This window comes from Burkholderia sp. BCC0419 (assembly GCF_902830285.1).
Classification (GTDB): domain Bacteria; phylum Pseudomonadota; class Gammaproteobacteria; order Burkholderiales; family Burkholderiaceae; genus Burkholderia.
Genome location: NZ_CADESR010000001.1, coordinates 2424341 through 2442190, shown reverse-complemented (window position 1 = coordinate 2442190; position 17850 = coordinate 2424341). Strand labels below are relative to the sequence as shown.

Genomic DNA, 17850 nt, shown 5'->3' with positions numbered 1-17850 from the left:
CGTTTTCTGTTGCAGCGATCGCCGGCGCGGCCGGCTCGCGCTCACTGCGCGGCGAGCGTGTCCAGCGCGTCGCCCGTCACGCGGACGATGCGCCACTCCGGCAGCACGGTTGCGCCCATCTTCTCGTAGAAATCGATCGCCGGCTGGTTCCAGTCGAGGACCGACCATTCGAAGCGCGCGCAACGGCGCTCGACGGCGAGTGCCGCGAGATGACGCAGCATCGCGGTGCCCAGGCCCGTGCCGCGCTGCGACGGCTGCACGTACAGATCCTCGAGATAGAGCCCGCGGCGGCCGAGGAACGTCGAATAGTTGTGGAAGAACAGCGCATACGCGACGATCGCGCCGTCGCGCTCGGCCACCAGCGCTTCGGCAGCCGGGTGTTCGCCGAACAGCGCGTCGGCGAGATCGGCTTCGGTCGCGACGAACAGCGCCGTGAGCTTCTCGAACTCGGCCAGCTCGCGCATCAGCGCGAGGATCGCGCCGACGTCGCGCGGGTCGGCCGCGCGGATCAGCGGCGTGCCGCTCACGCTTCCTCCGGCGGATCGGACAGCACGATCTCGATGCCGCCGAAGCGCGACGCGACCCAGTTGTACGCATGGCACGCGATCCACAGCAGCACGAAACCGAGGATCGCGTTCAGCAGCAGCGCGCTCAGGATCGTGCTCAACTCGACCATCCCGTAACGGATATACGCGACGAGAATGCCGAGCAGCACGATCGGCACGCTGAACGTCAGGTAGACGAGGATCAGCGCCTTTGCGGTCTGCCCCGCGGCGATCGACGAGATTTGTTTCTTCATGTGCGGATTGCCCCCGTAGTGATGTACCGATTGGAATTCAGATCAGGCCGTCGAGCGGCAGGATGTCGACCGGGGCGCCCGCGTCGACTGCCGCGGTATCGTGGCCCAGGACGATGAAACAGTTGGCGGCGGCGAGACCGCTCAGCGACGCGGAGCTTTGCGATCCGGCCGGCGCGACGTGCCATTGGCCGTCGGCGGCGCGCGTCGCGATGCCGCGCAGGTATTCGGTGCGGCCGGGACGCGTCTTCAACGGCTGCGTACTGAGCGCCGTGTACATGGCCGGCGGCAGCGTCTGCGCGCCGGCCAGCGTCAGGAGCGCGGGGCGCACGATCGCGTAAAACGTCACGGCGGAGGCGACCGGATTGCCGGGCAGCCCGAAGAACAGCGCGTGGCCGGCGCCGTCGCCCGCGCGTGTGAGCGTGCCGCACGCGAGCGGCCGGCCGGGCCGCAGCGCGAGGCTCGCGAACGTCACGTCGCCGAGCCGCGCCATCACGTCGCGCGTGAAGTCGGCTTCGCCGACCGACACGCCGCCCGACGTGATGACCGCATCGGCTTGCGCGGCGATGGCGTCGCGCAATGCGGCTTCGAGCGCGACCGGGTCGTCCCGGACGATCCCGAGATCGATCGCATCCACGTGCAGCCGTTCGAGCATCGCGATCAGCATGCCGCGATTGCTGTCGTACAGCGCGCCGCGGCCGAGCGGTTCGCCGGGCGCGCGCAACTCGTCGCCGGTCGAGAACACGGCGACGCGCACGCGCCGGCGCACCGTGACGTCGGTGATGCCGAACGAGGCGAGCAGGCCGAGATCGGACGGCCGCAGGATGCGGCCCGCGGCGAGCGCACAGGCGCCGCGCGCGAGATCCTCGCCGGCCTGGCGGCAGTTCGCGCCGCGCGCGACGTCGTGCGCGGCGAAGCGGATCGTGTCGCCGTCGACGCGCACGCGTTCCTGCGGAATCACCGTGTCGCATCCAGCCGGCATCGGCGCGCCCGTCATGATGCGCACGCATGCACCGGACGCCACGGCGCCGTCGAACGGATGGCCGGCGAACGCGGTGCCGGCGACCGGCATCGCGACCTCGCCCTGCGCCGACGCGAGTGCCGCACTGCTGCCGTCGAACGCATAGCCGTCCATCGCCGAGTTGTCGTACGCGGGAATGTCGAACGGCGCGCTCACGTCGGCCGCGAGCACGCGGTCGAGCGCATCGCGCAGCGCCACCGTGTCGCACGCGTCGACCGGCGCCGCGAAGCGGCACGCGAGCGCCTGCGCGTCGGCGAGCGACAGCGGGGCATCGGGGTCGGGTGCGGTTCGGGAAGCGGGCGAGGATTGCGTGATCATCAGTCGGACTGCGCCGCAAGGCGTATCGGGTTCGTGGCCGGTGGCGCGAGGAGGGTGCCTGGGCGCGGGTTTCGCGTGCGGCGGGCGCCGGGCGGGAACGGCACGGCGCCGTCAGCGGCGGGCCAGCGCGGCGAGTTCCTGCCAGGAGTTGGCATTGTAAAACGCACGCTCGTCGCGAAACTCGACTTCGACCGTCTTGTGGCGTGCGTACCACGCACGCACCTTGCGGTCGCCGGCCGCGAGCCGGGCGGCCAGGTCGTCGGCCAGCGACGTGCGCAGCAGCGCGAACGTCGGCTGCGGCGAACGCATCTGCTGCGCGTCGACGGTAATCGCCATCGCGATGTCGGCCTGCTGCGCGTCGAGCGCCGCATGCAGCCGCGCGACGAGGTCGGCGGGCAGATAGGGCGTATCGCATGGCGAGCACGCGACCAGCGGCGCGCGCGCCGCGCGCATGCCGGCAAGCAGGCCCGCGAGCGGCCCGGGGAAGTCGGGCGTTTCATCCGCGACGATGCGCGCGTCGAACGGCGCACCGAGTTCGGCATAGCGATCGGCATGCCGATTCGCGCTGATCAGCGTCTCGTCGACCTGCGGCGACAGCCGGCGCAGCACGTGCAGCGCGAGCGGCGTACCGTCGAGCAGTTGCAGGCCCTTGTCGACGCCGTCCATGCGGGTCGCGCGCCCGCCTGCGAGCAGCAGGCCGGCGATCGACGGAGAGGCGGGAGCGGGCATCGTGCGCGGACGGAAAGGGCGGCGTGCGTCAGCCGCCGATATACGACATTTCGACGCGCTTGCCGGCGCCGTCGGGCGCGCCGTCGGCCGGCGCGCTGCCGCGCAGCTGCGAATAGCGGTCGGTGCGCGCCTGCCAGATGCGGGCGATCGCGGTCGCGATCTCGGCATCGCTCGCGCCGCCGCGCACGAGCGCGCGCAGGTCATGGCCGGTCGACGCGAACAGGCACAGGTACAGCTTGCCTTCGGTCGACAGCCGCGCGCGCGTGCAGTCGCCGCAGAAGGCCTGCGTGACGCTCGAGATCACGCCGATCTCGCCGCTGCCGTCCGCATAGCCCCAGCGCTGCGCGGTTTCGGCTGCCGTGTGCGGCTCGAGCGGCACGAGCGGGAAGTGTTCGGCGATGCGCGCGACGACGTCCGCCGACGGCAGCACCTCGGTCATGTTCCAGCCGTTCGACGTGCCGACGTCCATGTATTCGATGAAGCGCAGGATCACGCCGGTGCCGCGGAACCGCTCGGCCATCGGCAGGATCTCGCTGTCGTTGGTGCCGCGCTTCACGACCATGTTGACCTTGACCGGCGCGAGGCCCGCGGCCTGCGCGGCGAAGATGCCGTCGAGCACGTCGGCGCTCGCGAACTCGGCATCGTTCATGCGCTTGAACAGCGTATCGTCGAGCGCATCGAGGCTGACCGTGACGCGCGTGAGCCCGGCGTCCTTCAGCGCGCGCGCCTTGCGCGCGAGCAGCGAGCCGTTGGTCGTCAGCGTCAGGTCGAGCGGGCGGCCGGCGTGCGTCGTCAGGCGCGCGAGCCGCTCGATCAGGAATTCGAGGTTCTTGCGCAGCAACGGCTCGCCGCCCGTGATGCGGATCTTCTCGACGCCGTGTGCGACGAAGAGCCGCGCCACGCGCTCGATTTCCTCGTGCGTGAGCAGCGCGCTGTGCGGCAGGAACGGGTAGTCCTTGTCGAAGACCGCACGCGGCATGCAGTACACGCAACGGAAGTTGCAGCGGTCCGTCACCGAAATGCGCAGGTCGCGCAGCGGCCTGGCGAACGTGTCGGCCAGCGTGCCGTCGGGGGCATGCGCGACGCCGGAGACGTCCGGCATCCCGCTGACGTCGGCGAGGGGAATGATGCGTCGGGACATGTTGGAAGAAGTGCGAACCAGACTGCTATTTTAGCCGCAACCGGCCGGCGGGGCCGGGGGGCGGAAACCCGCAGCGCGGACATGAAAAAGCCCGCCGGAGGCGGGCTTTTCCTGGTCGTGCGATGCGCCGTTCAGTGGTGCGTCGTTTCGACCTGCTGCATCGGGGCCGTATCGGCCGGCGGCAGCACCTTGCGTTCGCGCGGCACGCGGGCCGGGCGCGGGAGTCGCGACGCGGCTTCCTGCGCGGCCGCGAACTTGTCGGCGTCCGTGTTCACCCAGACGAGACCGGCCTGCTCCAGCACGACATCCAGGCTCGCCGAAGCGGGCGCGGCTGCCGGTTGTGCGGGGGCAGGAGCCGGCGTCGGTGCCGGGGCCGGTGCAGCGACGGCCTCGGCCGGTGCTGCCTCGACAGGCGCTGCTTCGACCGGTGCCGGTTCGACTGCCACCGGAGCGGCTTCGATCGCGGCGGCCGGTGCGACTTGCTCGACCGGCGCGGCTTGCGGCGCCTCGACAGCGGCCGGAGCGGCTGCCGGCACTTCGAACGCATCGGTCGGCGACACGGCGACCGGCGCCGGGCCCGCTTCCGCGACTGCCGGTGCGACCGGTGCCGGTTCCGCTGCCTGGACGGCGACGACGGGCTCGACCGGGGCGGCCGGAGCCACTTCGGCGTGTGCCGGTGCCGGCTGCGCTTCGACAGCGGCCGGTGCGGCATGCTGCTCGACGACGGCTTCCACGGCGACCGCGCTTGCCACGGCCGCGACGACTGCCGGTGCGGCCGTGCGGGCCGGTTCGGCTGCGACCGGTGCGTCCGGCGTCACGGCTTGCGCCGCGACTTCGCCTTCGGCGCCTTGCTCGGCCTGGTCGACTGCGCCGTCTTCCTCGCGCTCGCGACGACCGCCGCGGCGGCCGCGACGGCGACGGCGGCGTTCTTCGCCGTCACGTGCGCCGGCTTCCGCATCGGCTGCCAGTTCCGCGCCGGGCAGGGCTTCTGCAACAGCCTGGTCGGTTTCCGGTTCCGGATGGTTTTCGCCGCGGGTGACGGTTTCGAGCGTGGCCGCATGCTGGGTCGGCTTGCGGCGTTCGCCGCGCTCGCGACGCTCGCCGCGTTCCTGGCGCTCGCCACGGCCGGCTGCTTCGACGCCTTCCGGCTGTTCGACACGCTCGCGCGGTTCGCGGTTTTCGCGCGGTTCGCGCGGCTCACGGCCTTCACGCGGCTCGCGACCTTCGCGCGGCTCGCGACCTTCGCGCGGGCCACGGCCCTCGCGACCTTCGCGACCCTCACGGTTTTCGCGGCCTTCGCGCAGCTCACGGCCCTCGCGCGGCTCACGGCCTTCACGCGGTTCGCGCACTTCCTTGCCTTCGCGTTCCTGGCGTTGCGGCTGGCCACGGCCTGCGGCTGCCTGGTCGCGGCCGCCTTGCGCCTGCTGGGCGCCGCCGCGACGGTTGCGATTGCGATCGCCGCCGCGCTGCTCGGTCTTTTCGGTGCGCTCGCGAGCCGGACGGGCTGCCTGCTCCTTCGCCGGAGCCGGCGCGACCGGTGCGGGCGCCGGTGCCGGCGATACGCCGAACAGGCCCTTCAGCCAGCCGATGAAGCCACCGCTTGCCGCGGCGACGGGCGCCGGGGCTGCAACGACGGGCTCGACCGGACGCTGCGGAGCCGGGCTCGGTGCCGGACGCTCGGGCGTGATGCCCTTGACCGCGGCTTCCTGCTTCGGCTTCACTTCGGCCGCCCGCTTGCTGTAGCCGGTTTCCGACTCGAGCTCGCGGGCCGCTTCCTCGGCCATCTTCCAGGACGCGCGCGGATCGTCGAGGCGTGCGTCGTCGTGACGCAGGCGCTCGAGCTTGTAGTGCGGCGTATCGAGGTGCTTGTTCGGGATCAGCACGATGCCGACCTTGAAGCGCGACTCGATCTTGTTGATTTCCTGACGCTTTTCGTTCAGCAGGAAGGCGGTCACCTCGACCGGCACCTGGCAGTGGATCGCCGCGGTGTTTTCCTTCATCGCTTCTTCCTGAATGATCCGCAGGACCTGCAGCGCGGACGATTCGGTATCGCGGATGTGGCCGGTGCCGTTGCAGCGCGGGCACGTCACGTGGCTGCCTTCCGACAGCGCCGGACGCAGGCGCTGGCGCGACAGCTCCATCAGGCCGAAGCGGGAGATCTTGCCCATCTGCACGCGCGCACGGTCGTGCTTGAGCGCGTCCTTCAGGCGTTGCTCGACTTCACGCTGGCTCTTCGCCGATTCCATGTCGATGAAATCGATCACGATCAGGCCGCCAAGGTCGCGCAGGCGCAGCTGGCGGGCGACTTCGTCGGCCGCTTCGAGGTTCGTGCGGGTGGCCGTCTCCTCGATGTCCGCACCCTTGGTCGCGCGCGCCGAGTTCACGTCGATCGCGACGAGCGCTTCGGTGTGGTCGATCACGATCGCGCCGCCGGACGGCAGCGGGACCGTGCGCGAGTACGCGGTCTCGATCTGGTGCTCGATCTGGAAGCGGGAGAACAGCGGCACGTCGTCGTGATAGCGCTTCACTTTCGCGACGTTGTCCGGCATCACGATGTCCATGAACGCACGGGCCTGATCATGGATTTCGTTCGTATCGATCAGGATTTCGCCGATATCCGGCTGGAAATAGTCCCGGATCGCGCGAATCACGAGGCTCGATTCCAGATAGATCAGCATCGGCTGGCCGGCGTTGCCGCTTTGCGAAGCGGCCTCGATCGCGCGCCACAGTTGCAGCAGGTAGTTCAGGTCCCACTGCAGTTCCTCGGCGCTGCGGCCGATGCCCGCGGTACGGGCGATCATGCTCATGCCGTCGGGAATCTCCAGCTGCGCCATGGTTTCGCGCAGTTCCTGGCGCTCGTCGCCTTCGATCCGGCGCGACACACCGCCGCCGCGCGGATTGTTCGGCATCAGCACGAGGTAGCGGCCGGCGAGCGAGATGAAGGTGGTGAGGGCGGCGCCCTTGTTGCCACGTTCTTCCTTTTCGACCTGGACGATCAGCTCCTGGCCTTCGCGCAGGGCATCCTGAATGCGCGCGGAGCGCATGTCGATGCCGTCCTTGAAGTACTGGCGGGCGACTTCCTTGAACGGCAGGAAGCCGTGGCGGTCTTCGCCGTAGTTGACGAAGCACGCTTCGAGCGACGGCTCGATACGGGTGATGACACCTTTGTAGATATTGCCTTTGCGCTGTTCGCGCCCGGCGGTTTCGATGTCGATGTCGATGAGCTTTTGCCCATCGACGATGGCGACGCGCAGCTCCTCCTGCTGCGTCGCATTGAACAGCATGCGTTTCATGAACGACTCCAGGCGGCTCCGCTGCCGGCGCCTCGCGGTTGTCAGTCGCGAGGGCGGGAACGACGGCAGGCCGCACCTTGTTGTGTTGTCACGAGCACGCTGGAGCGGGAACGCTGGCGGGGAGAATTGCCTGAAGAGGCGCTTGGGCCCGAAAGACGGGGCCGGCGGCCATAGGGCACCTGCGAATACGGCTTCAAAGCACGGCGTTCACACACCGCACGCTGCAAAAGCGCGCTAAGCCTGATCCGGGCATTGCCACGGGCGCGCGCAATGCGTCGCGCGCGCCGACGGGCGGCAGATGCTGCGGCTTGGGCCGCAGCGGGGAGTATCGAATCCAGCCCGACTTTCCCGCTTGGGGTGTACTTCCCTGGTTTGACGTCGCCAAGCCCCGCACGCTTCGCGGGGCCAAATCGGGCGCAACGCCGTAATTTTCGCAACCGGCAGCCTGCGGACGCACTTCGCGCCGTCGGGCTGCCGATCAAATTCTTTTCAACCAACTTTCCGTTACCGCGGCGCCTTGCCGACCGAATCCGCCTGTGGGCGCGATCCTTGCCGACGGGCGGCGCCGTGCGTGCAACTTGCTGCTTCTCTTTGATTAGGGGCGAGCAGCGGACCCCCGGCGCAAGTAAAATAGCAGTTTGCGCTTGCGCCTTGCCCGATTCAGCCGGGGCTGGCCGAACAGGCCACCCACAACGTCAGGCTGGGCAAAATTATATTCAGTATGAATGAGTTAGGCAAAATATCCCAGAATTCGGTCGCAAGCGGCCAGGTATCGATGATCGAGATCGACGAAAACTCGGCCGGTCAGCGGATCGACAATTTCCTGTTGCGCGTCTGTAAAGGCGTGCCGAAAAGCCATATTTACCGGATCCTCCGCAGCGGCGAAGTGCGCGTCAACAAGGGCCGGATCGACGCCCAGTACCGCCTCGCACTGGGCGACCTCGTCCGCGTGCCGCCGGTGCGGGTGGCGGCGGCCGACCTCGCGCGCGCCGACACGCCCGTCGTGCCGCCCGCGAATTTCGACGTGCTGTACGAGGACGACGCGATGCTCGTCATCGACAAGCCGGCCGGGGTCGCGGTCCACGGCGGCAGCGGCGTCGCGTTCGGCGTGATCGAGCAGATGCGCCAGTCGCGCCCGCGCGCGAAATTCCTCGAACTGGTGCACCGGCTCGACCGCGAGACGTCCGGGATCCTGATGCTCGCGAAGAAGCGCACGGCGCTCGTGGGCCTGCACGAGCAGATTCGCGAGAACAGGATGGACAAGCGCTACTTCGCGTGCGCGCACGGCGAATGGCAGCCCGACTGGGGCCGGCGCCGCGCGGTGAAGGCGCCGCTGTTCAAGTATTCGACCCCGGAAGGGGAGCGCCGCGTGCGCGTGCAGGACGACGGGCTGGCATCGCATACGGTGTTCAACCTCGTCGACCGCTGGTCCGACTATGTGCTCGTCGAAGCGGAACTCAAAACGGGTCGGACCCATCAGATCCGGGTGCACCTCGCGCATCTTGGCCTGCCGATCGCCGGCGACGCCAAGTACGGCGATTTCGCACTGAACAAGGCGCTGGCGCGCGCGAACGCGCAGCCGTCGCTGAAGCGGATGTTCCTGCATGCGCACCGGCTGAAGCTCGCTCACCCGCTGACCGGCGAGGCGCTGCAGTTCGATGCGCCGCTGCCGGCCGAATGCCGGCGCTTTCTCGATCAACTCAGCGCATTGCGCGATAACGCCTGAACCGCATGGCTCGACAGCAATTTGACCTGATCGTCTTCGACTGGGACGGCACGCTGATGGATTCGACTGCGCACATCGCGCACAGCATCCAGGCCGCATGCCGCGATCTCGGCCTGCCCACGCCGTCCGACGAGGCGTCCCGCTACGTGATCGGCCTCGGCCTGCGCGATGCGCTGAAGATTACAGCTCCGACCCTCGATCCATCCGACTATCCGCGGCTGGCGGAGCGTTATCGCTATCACTACCTGCTGGACGACCAGCGCATCGAACTGTTCGCCGGCGTGCGCGAGCTGCTCGCGGAATTGCGCGATACGGGCTATCTGCTCGCGGTCGCGACCGGCAAGGGGCGGGTCGGGCTGAACCGCGTGCTCGACCAGTCGAAGCTCACGAGCCTGTTCGACGCGACGCGCTGCGCGGACGAGACGTTCTCGAAGCCGCACCCGGCGATGCTGCATGAACTGTCTCGCGAATTGGGGCAGGATCTTGCGCGCACCGTGATGATCGGCGACACCACCCACGACCTGCAGATGGCCGCCAGCGCGGGGGCGGCCGGCGTCGGCGTCTCGTACGGCGCGCACACGGCCGATGCGCTGGCGGCGCTCACGCCGCGCTTCGTCGCGCCGGACGTCGGCGCGCTGGCCGCATGGCTGCGGGAGCACGCATGAGTGCGGCGCCGGACGCCGTGCGCGTGTGCGCATCGAGCGCGCTGACCGACGGCGGCGCCGGCGTGCGCGTCGACGCGACGCTGCGCGGCGAACAGGCCGTCGTGTTCTTCGTGCGCTATGACGGCCGCGCCTACGGCTACCTGAACCGCTGCGCGCATGTGCCGATGGAGCTCGACTGGGCCGAAGGGCAGTTCTTCGAGTCGTCGGGCCTCTATCTGATGTGCGCGACGCACGGCGCGATCTACGCGCCGGATACCGGCAAGTGCGTCGGCGGCCCGTGCCGCGGCGGCCGCCTGCGGCCGGTCGAGGTCGACGAGCGCGACACGCCCGACGGCCGTGCGGTATTCTGGGTGCCCGATGCGGATCTGCATCCTGCCACTCCCGCCACGACCGACTGACGACACCGCTGCATGGCCGACCAACCGAATTCCCCGGATTCCTCCTCCCGTCCCGACAACCGTGAACCGAGCTGGGAGCGCGCGGCGCTCGAGCGGATCGCGCTTGCGGCCGTCAAGGAGCAGCGCGCGGCACGGCGCTGGAAGATCTTCTTCCGCTTCGCGTTTCTCGGCGTGTTCGTGCTGTTCGCGTTCGCGCTGATCGATTTCTCGAGCGATTCGAAGTTCTCGTCGAGCGGGCGGCATACGGCGCTCGTGACGATCGACGGCGAGATCGCGGCCGGCGTCAACGCGAACGCCGAGGACATCAACACGGCGCTCGACGCCGCGTTCGACGACGACGGCACGGTCGGCGTCGTGCTGCGGATCAACAGCCCGGGCGGCAGCCCGGTGCAGGCCGGCATGGTCTACGACGAGATCCGGCGGTTGCGCGGCAAGTATCCGGACAAGCCGCTGTACGTCGTCGTGACCGACATGTGCGCGTCGGGCGGCTATTACATCGCGTCCGCGGCCGACAAGATCTTCGTCGACAAGGCGAGCATCGTCGGGTCGATCGGCGTGCTGATGGACGGCTTCGGCTTCACCGGGCTGATGGGCAAGCTCGGCGTCGAGCGGCGCCTGCATACGTCGGGCGAAAACAAGGGCTTCTACGATCCGTTCTCGCCGGAAACGCCGAAGATGGACGCGCACGCGCAGGCGCTGCTCGACCAGGTGCATGCGCAGTTCATCAAGGCGGTGAAGGATGGCCGCGGCAAGCGGCTGCACGAGACGCCCGACATGTTCTCCGGCCTGTTCTGGACCGGCGAGAAGAGCGTCGAGCTCGGGCTCGCCGACGGCTACGGCACGACCGACACGGTCGCGCGCGACGTGCTGAAGGCGCCGGATCTGGTCGACTACACGGTGAAGGAAAGCCTGACGAATCGTGTCGCGCGCAAGTTCGGCGCGGCCGTCGGGGGCGCCGCGATGAAGGCGCTGACGGCCGGCGGCGCGTCGGTCAGCCTGCGCTGACGGCTGACGGCTGACGGCTGACGGCGCCAACCGGCGGGCCGCGATGGCCCGCCTTTCACTTTCATCAGTTAGAGCCGATCGCCATTCGCGGCATCAGTTCGCGAGCAGCAGGAAGATCGCGGGGCGCTTCTGCAGATTCGGCGCAGGCGCTTTTTTCCAGTCCGCCACCGTGCGGCTCGCGATCGTCTCGGTCGCGAGGGTCAGGTCGGCCGCGACGCAGATCTGCGTCGACGGCGCGCAGGTCGCGACCAGCGTGTCGAGCATCGCGTGATTCCGGTACGGCGTTTCGATGAAGATCTGCGTCTGGCGCGCCTTGCGCGACAGTTGCTCGAGTTCGCGCAGGCGTTTCGCGCGCGCGGCGGCATCGACCGGCAGGTAGCCGTTGAACGCGAAACTCTGGCCGTTCAGGCCCGACGCCATCAGCGCGAGCAGGATCGAACTCGGCCCGACGAGCGGCACGACCTTCACGCCGCGCTCGTGCGCGCGGCGCACCAGCAGCGCGCCGGGGTCGGCGACGGCCGGGCAGCCGGCCTCCGACACGAGGCCGGCGTCCGCGCCGGCCAGCACGGGCGCGAGCAGCCGGTCGATGGCGCCGGCCGGCGTATTGACGTTCAGCTCGCTGATCTCGATTTCCTGGATCGGGCGGGTCGTGCCGATCTTCTTCAGAAACGCGCGGGTCGTTTTCGCGTTCTCGCCGATGTAATAGCCGAGCGTGCCGGCGCGCGCCTGCACGGCGGCGGGCAGCACGGCGGCGAGCATCGATTCGTCGCCTTCGCCGAGCGTGTTCGGGACAAGATAAAGCGTGCCGGCGGTCATGCGCGGTCTCCTCGGGTGATGGCAAGCAGCGGGTAGTCGGCGGCGCGCAGCATCCGCGTGAGGGCGATCAGCGGCAGGCCGACGAGCGCGGTCGGGTCGTCCGAGTCGATCGCGTCGAGCAGTGCGATGCCGAGCCCTTCGGATTTCGCGCTGCCGGCCACGTCGTACGGCGTTTCCGCGCGCAGGTAGGCGTCGAGTTCGGCCTCGGGCAGCGAACGGAAGCGCACGTGCGTGACGATGTCCTCGACCTGTGCTTCGTCGGTGCGGCTGTCGTACAGGCAGAGCGCGCTGTGGAATTCGACTTCGCGGCCCTGCATCGACACGAGTTGCGCGAGCGCGCGCTCATGCGTGCCGGGCTTGCCGATCTGGTGCCCGTCGAAGGTCGCGACCTGGTCCGACCCGATCACGAGCACGCCGTCCGGCGCGTCGATCGTCGCGGCCACGGCGCGCGCCTTCGCGCCAGCGAGACGCAGCGCGGTCGCGGCCGGCGTTTCGCCGGCGAGCGGGGTTTCGTCGAGGTCGGGCGACATGACGTCGAACGGTACGCCGAGGCGCTCGAGGAGCGCGCGGCGGTAGCGGGAACTGGAGGCAAGAATCAGCCGCGGCGGGCGGCAAACGGTATCCGGCATGGTCGGTTGGATCGGTGAGTCGTCAGGTGTGGCGCGGCGTTGCGCGGACGCAAGCTTAAGTGATTGACCGCAAAAGGTAAAACAGGTATGCTTTCCCGCTTTTCGTCGGCAGGCTTTCGTTGTGGTGGCGCCTGCCGGGTCTTCGGAAGTAAAGTACGTCATCCTTCGATGAGCCGTACGCGAGCGGTGCCAAGCCGGATCCCGCAAGTCAGCCTGTAGGCAGGAGCGCACATGAACACTTCTTCTGGCAAACCTGCGGCGGCCCTCGATCCGCACGCGGTCGACCTGTTCGAGTTCGCCCGCAGCGGGCGGCAGGCAGCCGGGGCGGTGCACCTCTCGCAACTGCCGCGCATGTTAAACGAAGTGCCGACGGACGTGCCGGATCGCGACACGGTCTTCACGTGGCAGGCGGAGGGGTTCACGCAGAAGGAGTTGCAGGACGACGGCGCCGACGGGCAGCAGCCGTATCTGCGCCTCGCGGTGCACGGCCATGCGTGGCTCACGTGCCAGCGCTGCATGACGCCGTACGACCAGACGTTCGACGTCGACATGACGTACCGGGTCGTCGCGACCGAAGAAGAAGCCGAGGAATTTCCGCTCGACGACGATGAAGCCGATGTGATCGTGGGCTCACGCCAGTTCGATCTCGTCGACTTGATCGAAGAGGAATTGCTGCTTTCGTTGCCGCTCGTGCCCAAGCACGAGGTTTGCCCGGCAGTTCACGAAAGCCTCGTGTCGGGCGCGAGCGGTCCCGTGGAAGAGGCGGACGAGGAGTCCGGCGAAGCCGGGGACGAAGGCAAACGGCCGAATCCGTTCGCAGCGCTGCAAGCGTTGAAGAAGGACGGTGACGGCACCAAGAAACACTAAGCAGTTGTGGCGCGGGAAGGCGTAAGGGCTTTGGGCCAGGGTAGTTAAGCGCCGGATCGGGCTGTGTTAGAATCCGGAAAATTATTTAGGAGTTAGTCATGGCAGTCCAGCAAAACAAGAAGTCGCCGTCGAAGCGCGGCATGCATCGTTCGCACGATTTTCTGACGACCACGCCGCTGGCAGTCGAGCCGAGCACGGGTGAAGTGCATCTGCGTCACCACGTCAGCCCGAACGGCTACTATCGCGGCAAGAAAGTCGTCAAGACGAAGAACGACTAAGCGTCAAGTCACGCGTTGCGCGCTACGCTCGCCGTTCGCGTGACAACTGGTTCGCTTGACACTTTCCTGGCGCAACAAAAAGGCGGCATTCAACTGCCGCTTTTTTGTGCCTGAAATTCGTCGCATTCCATGACCGTAAAGCTCACAATCGATTGCATGGGAGGCGACCACGGCCCGTCCGTGACCGTTCCCGCGGCAGTCAAGTTCGTCCGCGCGCATCCCGATGCGCACCTGATGCTCGTCGGCATCGAAAGCGCGATTCGCGCTCAGCTGAAGAAGCTGAAAGCCCTCGACGATCCCGCGTTGACCATCGTGCCCGCCACCGAAGTCGTGGCGATGGACGACCCTGTCGAAGTGGCACTGCGCAAGAAGAAGGATTCTTCGATGCGCGTCGCGCTCAACCACGTCAAGGAAGGCGCGGCGCAGGCCTGCATTTCCGCCGGCAATACCGGCGCGCTGATGGCCGTTTCCCGTTACGTGCTCAAGACGCTGCCCGGCATCGAGCGGCCCGCGATCGCGTTCGCGCTGCCGAACCCGACCGGCTACACGATGATGCTGGACCTCGGCGCGAACGTCGACTGCGAACCGCAGCACCTGCTGCAGTTCGCGGAGATGGGGCACGCGCTCGTGGCCGCGCTCGAAGGCAAGGAGCGCCCGACGATCGGCCTCTTGAACATCGGCGAAGAGGTCATCAAGGGCAACGAGACGATCAAGCGCGCAGGCGAGCTGCTGCGCGCCAGCACGCTCAATTTCCGCGGCAACGTGGAAGGCAACGACATCTACAAGGGCACCGTCGACGTGATCGTCTGCGACGGCTTCGTCGGCAACGTCGCGCTGAAGACGTCCGAAGGGCTCGCGCAGATGCTGTCGGACATCATCCGCGAGGAGTTCGGCCGTTCGCTGATGTCGAAGCTGATGGCGCTGCTCGCGCTGCCCGTGCTGATGCGTTTCAAGAAGCGCGTCGACCACCGCCAGTACAACGGCGCGGCGCTGCTTGGGCTGAAGAGCCTCGTGATCAAGAGCCACGGTTCGGCCGACGCCTACGCGTTTGAGTGGGCGATCAAACGCGGGTATGATGCCGTCAAAAACGGGGTGCTGGAGCGCCTCGCGCGCGCGATGGCGGATAATTCAGTATCGCTCGGCGATGGCGAGCACGACGCGGGCGGCGCGGGCCATGCAAGCCCGGCCGCAGGCCATCACGCCGAACCTTCCGCTGCGCAATCCTCTAAAGCTTAAATGGCCCAATCGACTCTCTATTCCCGCGTGCTCGGCACGGGCAGCTACCTGCCGCCCGACCGCGTCACGAACCAGCAGTTGACCGATCGTCTTGCGAAGGAAGGCATCGAGACGAGCGACGAATGGATCGTGGCGCGCACGGGTATCCATGCGCGCCATTTCGCCGCACCCGACGTCACGACGAGCGATCTCGCGCTCGAGGCGTCGCGTCGTGCGATTGAAATGGCCGGTATCGATCCGCAGTCGATCGACCTGATCATCGTCGCGACTTCGACCCCCGATTTCGTGTTCCCGAGCACCGCGTGCCTGCTGCAGAACAAGCTCGGCATCAAGAACGGCGGCGCGGCATTCGACGTGCAGGCGGTGTGCTCGGGCTTCGCGTACGCGATGGCGACGGCCGACAGCTTCATCCGCAGCGGCCAGCACCGCACGGCGCTGATCGTCGGCGCGGAGACCTTCTCGCGCATTCTCGACTTCAAGGACCGCACGACCTGCGTGCTGTTCGGTGACGGCGCGGGCGCGGTGATCCTGTCCGCATCGGAAGAGCCGGGCGTGCTCGGCAGCGCGCTGCACGCGGACGGCAGCTACTCGAACATCCTGTGCACGCCGGGCAACGTCAATCGCGGTGTGATCGACGGCAGCGCGTTCCTGCATATGGACGGGCAGGCCGTGTTCAAGCTCGCGGTCAACGTGCTCGAAAAGGTCGCGATCGAAGCGCTCGCGAAGGCGAATCTCGCGCCCGAGCAAATCGACTGGCTGATTCCGCACCAGGCCAACATCCGCATCATGACCAGCACCTGCCGCAAGCTCGGCCTGCCGCAGGAGCGCATGGTCGTGACGGTCGACCAGCACGGCAACACGTCGGCCGCGTCGATTCCGCTGGCGCTCGACGCCGCGGTGCGCGACGGTCGCATCCAGCGTGGCCAGCACGTGCTGATCGAAGGCGTCGGCGGCGGCTTCACCTGGGGCGCGTCGGTCTTCCGCTTCTGATCCGCGGCGCGCGACAAGCCGCGCGCGGATCCCGTCGGCGCGCCGTTCGTGCGCGCCGTCCGAATCGATTCAATTGGGGACGATATGAAATTTGCATTCGTTTTTCCGGGGCAGGGCTCGCAGGCGATCGGCATGCTCAACGCATTCGCCGATCTGGCCGTCGTGCGCGAGACGCTTCAGGAAGCGTCCGATGCACTCAATCAGGATCTCGGCAAGCTGATCGCCGAAGGTCCGGCCGAAGAGCTGAACCTGACCACCAATACGCAGCCCGTGATGTTGGCCGCGGCGTACGCGTGCTACCGCGCGTGGCAGCAGGCGGGCGGCCCGGCGCCGTCGATCGTCGCCGGCCACAGCCTCGGTGAATACACGGCGCTCGTCGCGGCCGGCGCGCTCGCGTTCAAGGACGCGGTGCCGCTCGTGCGCTTTCGCGCGCAGGCGATGCAGACGGCCGTGCCGGTCGGCCAGGGCGGCATGGCCGCGATCCTGGGTCTCGACGACGACACGGTGCGCGCGGTGTGCGCCGAAGCCGCGGAAGCGGGCGTCGTCGAAGCGGTGAACTTCAATGCGCCTGCGCAGGTCGTGATCGCAGGCAGCAAGGCCGCGGTCGAAAAGGCATGCGAAATCGCGAAGGCGAAGGGCGCGAAGCGCGCGCTGCCGCTGCCGGTGTCGGCACCGTTCCATTCGTCGCTGCTCAAGCCGGCGTCGGATCAGTTGCGCGACTATCTCGCGAACGTCGACGTGAAGGCGCCGCAGATTCCGGTCGTCAACAACATCGACGTCGCCGTGGTCAGCGATCCGGCCGCGATCAAGGATGCGCTGGTGCGCCAGGCCGCGGGCCCGGTGCGCTGGGTCGAATGCGTGCAGCACATCGCGGGCACGGGCGTCACGCACGTGATCGAATGCGGCCCGGGCAAGGTGCTCGCCGGCCTGACGAAGCGCATCGACGGCAACCTGACGGGTGCGTCGGTGTTCGATCCGGCTTCGCTCGACGAAGCGCTCAAGCTCGCGACTGCCTGACGCGGCGCCTTTTCCCAAGCAACGGATATTCGATTCATGGACAAGACTCTCGATAAACAGGTTGCGATCGTGACCGGCGCGTCGCGCGGCATCGGCCGTTCGATCGCGCTCGAACTCGCGCGCCTGGGCGCGACGGTGATCGGCACGGCGACGAGCGAATCGGGCGCCGCCGCGATCACCGCGGCGTTCGCGGAGGCGGGCGTCACGGGCCGCGGCGCGGTGCTGAACGTCAACGACGCGGCAGCCGCCGAGGCGCTGATCGATGCGACCGTGAAGGAATTCGGCGCGCTGAACGTGCTCGTCAACAACGCGGGCATCACGCAGGACCAGCTCGCGATGCGGATGAAGGACGAGGACTGGGACGCGGTGATCGACACCAACCTGAAGTCGGTGTTCCGCCTGTCGCGGGCGGTGCTGCGCCCGATGATGAAGGCGCGCGGCGGCCGTATCATCAACATCACGTCGGTGGTCGGCTCGGCCGGCAATCCGGGTCAGGTCAACTACGCGGCCGCGAAGGCCGGCGTCGCGGGCATGACGCGTGCGCTCGCGCGTGAAATCGGCAGCCGCGGCATCACCGTGAACTGCGTCGCGCCGGGCTTCATCGACACCGACATGACGAAGACGCTGCCGGAAGAACAGCAGGCCGCGCTGAAGACCCAGATTCCGCTCGGCCGCCTCGGCAGCCCGGAGGACATCGCCCACGCCGTCGCGTTCCTTGCATCGCCGCAGGCCGGTTACATCACCGGCACGACGCTGCACGTGAACGGCGGCATGTACATGTCGTAACGGTTTTCGTTTACCATCCGCGCCGTATCCCGTTTTTCAGGCGGATCGGCGCTTGATCGACCATCAAGCCAACGCGCGTTTTGGCGTCAGCAAACCTGATAAAATGCGCGCACTTGTAAATCTGAACTTTCCCTCGGAG

At 68.0% G+C, this 17850-nt stretch carries 18 protein-coding genes; 10 read left to right on the top strand and 8 right to left on the bottom strand.

Translation table 11 applies throughout. From position 1 onward, the window contains the following. Nucleotides 1–41: 41 nt before the first annotated feature. From HWW87_RS10880 to HWW87_RS10855, 6 genes are all read right to left on the bottom strand, one after another. Complete coding sequence (locus HWW87_RS10880; RefSeq protein WP_175820269.1) at nt 42–527, bottom strand: GNAT family N-acetyltransferase; 486 nt, start codon at nt 525–527, stop codon at nt 42–44. Continuing rightward, nucleotides 524–799: a hypothetical protein gene (locus tag HWW87_RS10875; protein ID WP_006476519.1), complete on the bottom strand. Its 276-nt coding sequence runs from the start codon at nt 797–799 to the stop codon at nt 524–526. Before HWW87_RS10875 ends, HWW87_RS10880 begins: the two co-directional genes overlap by 4 nt. A gap of 37 nt (nt 800–836) precedes the next feature. After that, a complete protein-coding gene (glp, locus tag HWW87_RS10870) occupies nt 837–2135 on the bottom strand; it encodes a gephyrin-like molybdotransferase Glp (RefSeq protein WP_175820268.1) in 1299 nt (432 codons plus the stop codon). 111 nt (nt 2136–2246) lie between these two features. Beyond that, nucleotides 2247–2864: a molybdenum cofactor guanylyltransferase MobA gene (mobA, locus tag HWW87_RS10865; protein WP_175820267.1), complete on the bottom strand. Its 618-nt coding sequence runs from the start codon at nt 2862–2864 to the stop codon at nt 2247–2249. Nucleotides 2865–2892: 28 nt separating this feature from the next. Then, nucleotides 2893–4005: a GTP 3',8-cyclase MoaA gene (gene moaA / locus HWW87_RS10860; protein ID WP_175820266.1), complete on the bottom strand. Its 1113-nt coding sequence runs from the start codon at nt 4003–4005 to the stop codon at nt 2893–2895. A gap of 131 nt (nt 4006–4136) precedes the next feature. Next, the gene (locus tag HWW87_RS10855) at nt 4137–7298 is read right to left on the bottom strand and encodes an Rne/Rng family ribonuclease (RefSeq protein WP_175820265.1); all 3162 of its coding nucleotides are present in this window, start codon (nt 7296–7298) and stop codon (nt 4137–4139) included. Nucleotides 7299–8019: 721 nt separating this feature from the next. On the opposite strand from HWW87_RS10855, the gene HWW87_RS10850 reads away from it, so the two are divergent. The 4 genes from HWW87_RS10850 to HWW87_RS10835 are packed head-to-tail and all read left to right on the top strand — an operon-like array spanning nt 8020 to nt 11092. Then, the gene (locus tag HWW87_RS10850; protein ID WP_174432375.1) at nt 8020–9024 is read left to right on the top strand and encodes an RluA family pseudouridine synthase; all 1005 of its coding nucleotides are present in this window, start codon (nt 8020–8022) and stop codon (nt 9022–9024) included. Between the two features lie 5 nt (nt 9025–9029). Next, on the top strand, nt 9030–9689 hold the full coding sequence (locus tag HWW87_RS10845) for an HAD-IA family hydrolase (RefSeq protein ID WP_175820264.1): 660 nt from the start codon (nt 9030–9032) through the stop codon (nt 9687–9689). Beyond that, on the top strand, nt 9686–10087 hold the full coding sequence (locus HWW87_RS10840; RefSeq protein ID WP_027805410.1) for a Rieske 2Fe-2S domain-containing protein: 402 nt from the start codon (nt 9686–9688) through the stop codon (nt 10085–10087). The genes HWW87_RS10845 and HWW87_RS10840 overlap by 4 nt, the downstream gene beginning before the upstream one ends. A gap of 12 nt (nt 10088–10099) precedes the next feature. Further along, entirely contained in the window at nt 10100–11092 is a 993-nt protein-coding gene (locus HWW87_RS10835; RefSeq protein ID WP_175820263.1) for a S49 family peptidase, read from the top strand. Between the two features lie 93 nt (nt 11093–11185). Here HWW87_RS10835 and HWW87_RS10830 read toward each other — a convergent pair whose 3' ends face one another. Then, a complete protein-coding gene (locus tag HWW87_RS10830; protein ID WP_174390368.1) occupies nt 11186–11908 on the bottom strand; it encodes an SAM-dependent methyltransferase in 723 nt (240 codons plus the stop codon). Next, on the bottom strand, nt 11905–12537 hold the full coding sequence (locus tag HWW87_RS10825; protein ID WP_175820262.1) for a Maf-like protein: 633 nt from the start codon (nt 12535–12537) through the stop codon (nt 11905–11907). The genes HWW87_RS10830 and HWW87_RS10825 overlap by 4 nt, the downstream gene beginning before the upstream one ends. 231 nt (nt 12538–12768) lie before the next feature. Between HWW87_RS10825 and HWW87_RS10820 the strand changes: the two genes are divergently transcribed. The 6 genes from HWW87_RS10820 (at nt 12769) to fabG (ending at nt 17711) form a co-directional block, all read left to right on the top strand. Then, on the top strand, nt 12769–13404 hold the full coding sequence (locus tag HWW87_RS10820) for a DUF177 domain-containing protein (protein WP_175820261.1): 636 nt from the start codon (nt 12769–12771) through the stop codon (nt 13402–13404). A 98-nt stretch (nt 13405–13502) separates the two neighbouring features. Next, nucleotides 13503–13682: a 50S ribosomal protein L32 gene (gene rpmF / locus HWW87_RS10815; protein WP_114176500.1), complete on the top strand. Its 180-nt coding sequence runs from the start codon at nt 13503–13505 to the stop codon at nt 13680–13682. Between the two features lie 129 nt (nt 13683–13811). Further along, nucleotides 13812–14918 carry a phosphate acyltransferase PlsX gene (gene plsX, locus HWW87_RS10810; protein ID WP_122166856.1) on the top strand — a complete coding sequence of 369 codons (1107 nt, stop codon included), beginning with the start codon at nt 13812–13814 and terminating at the stop codon, nt 14916–14918. Beyond that, on the top strand, nt 14919–15908 hold the full coding sequence (locus HWW87_RS10805) for a beta-ketoacyl-ACP synthase III (RefSeq protein ID WP_175820260.1): 990 nt from the start codon (nt 14919–14921) through the stop codon (nt 15906–15908). An 84-nt stretch (nt 15909–15992) separates the two neighbouring features. After that, nucleotides 15993–16925: an ACP S-malonyltransferase gene (gene fabD / locus HWW87_RS10800; protein WP_175820259.1), complete on the top strand. Its 933-nt coding sequence runs from the start codon at nt 15993–15995 to the stop codon at nt 16923–16925. Nucleotides 16926–16961: 36 nt separating this feature from the next. Beyond that, complete coding sequence (fabG, locus tag HWW87_RS10795; protein ID WP_006476504.1) at nt 16962–17711, top strand: 3-oxoacyl-ACP reductase FabG; 750 nt, start codon at nt 16962–16964, stop codon at nt 17709–17711. Nucleotides 17712–17850 lie beyond the last annotated feature (139 nt).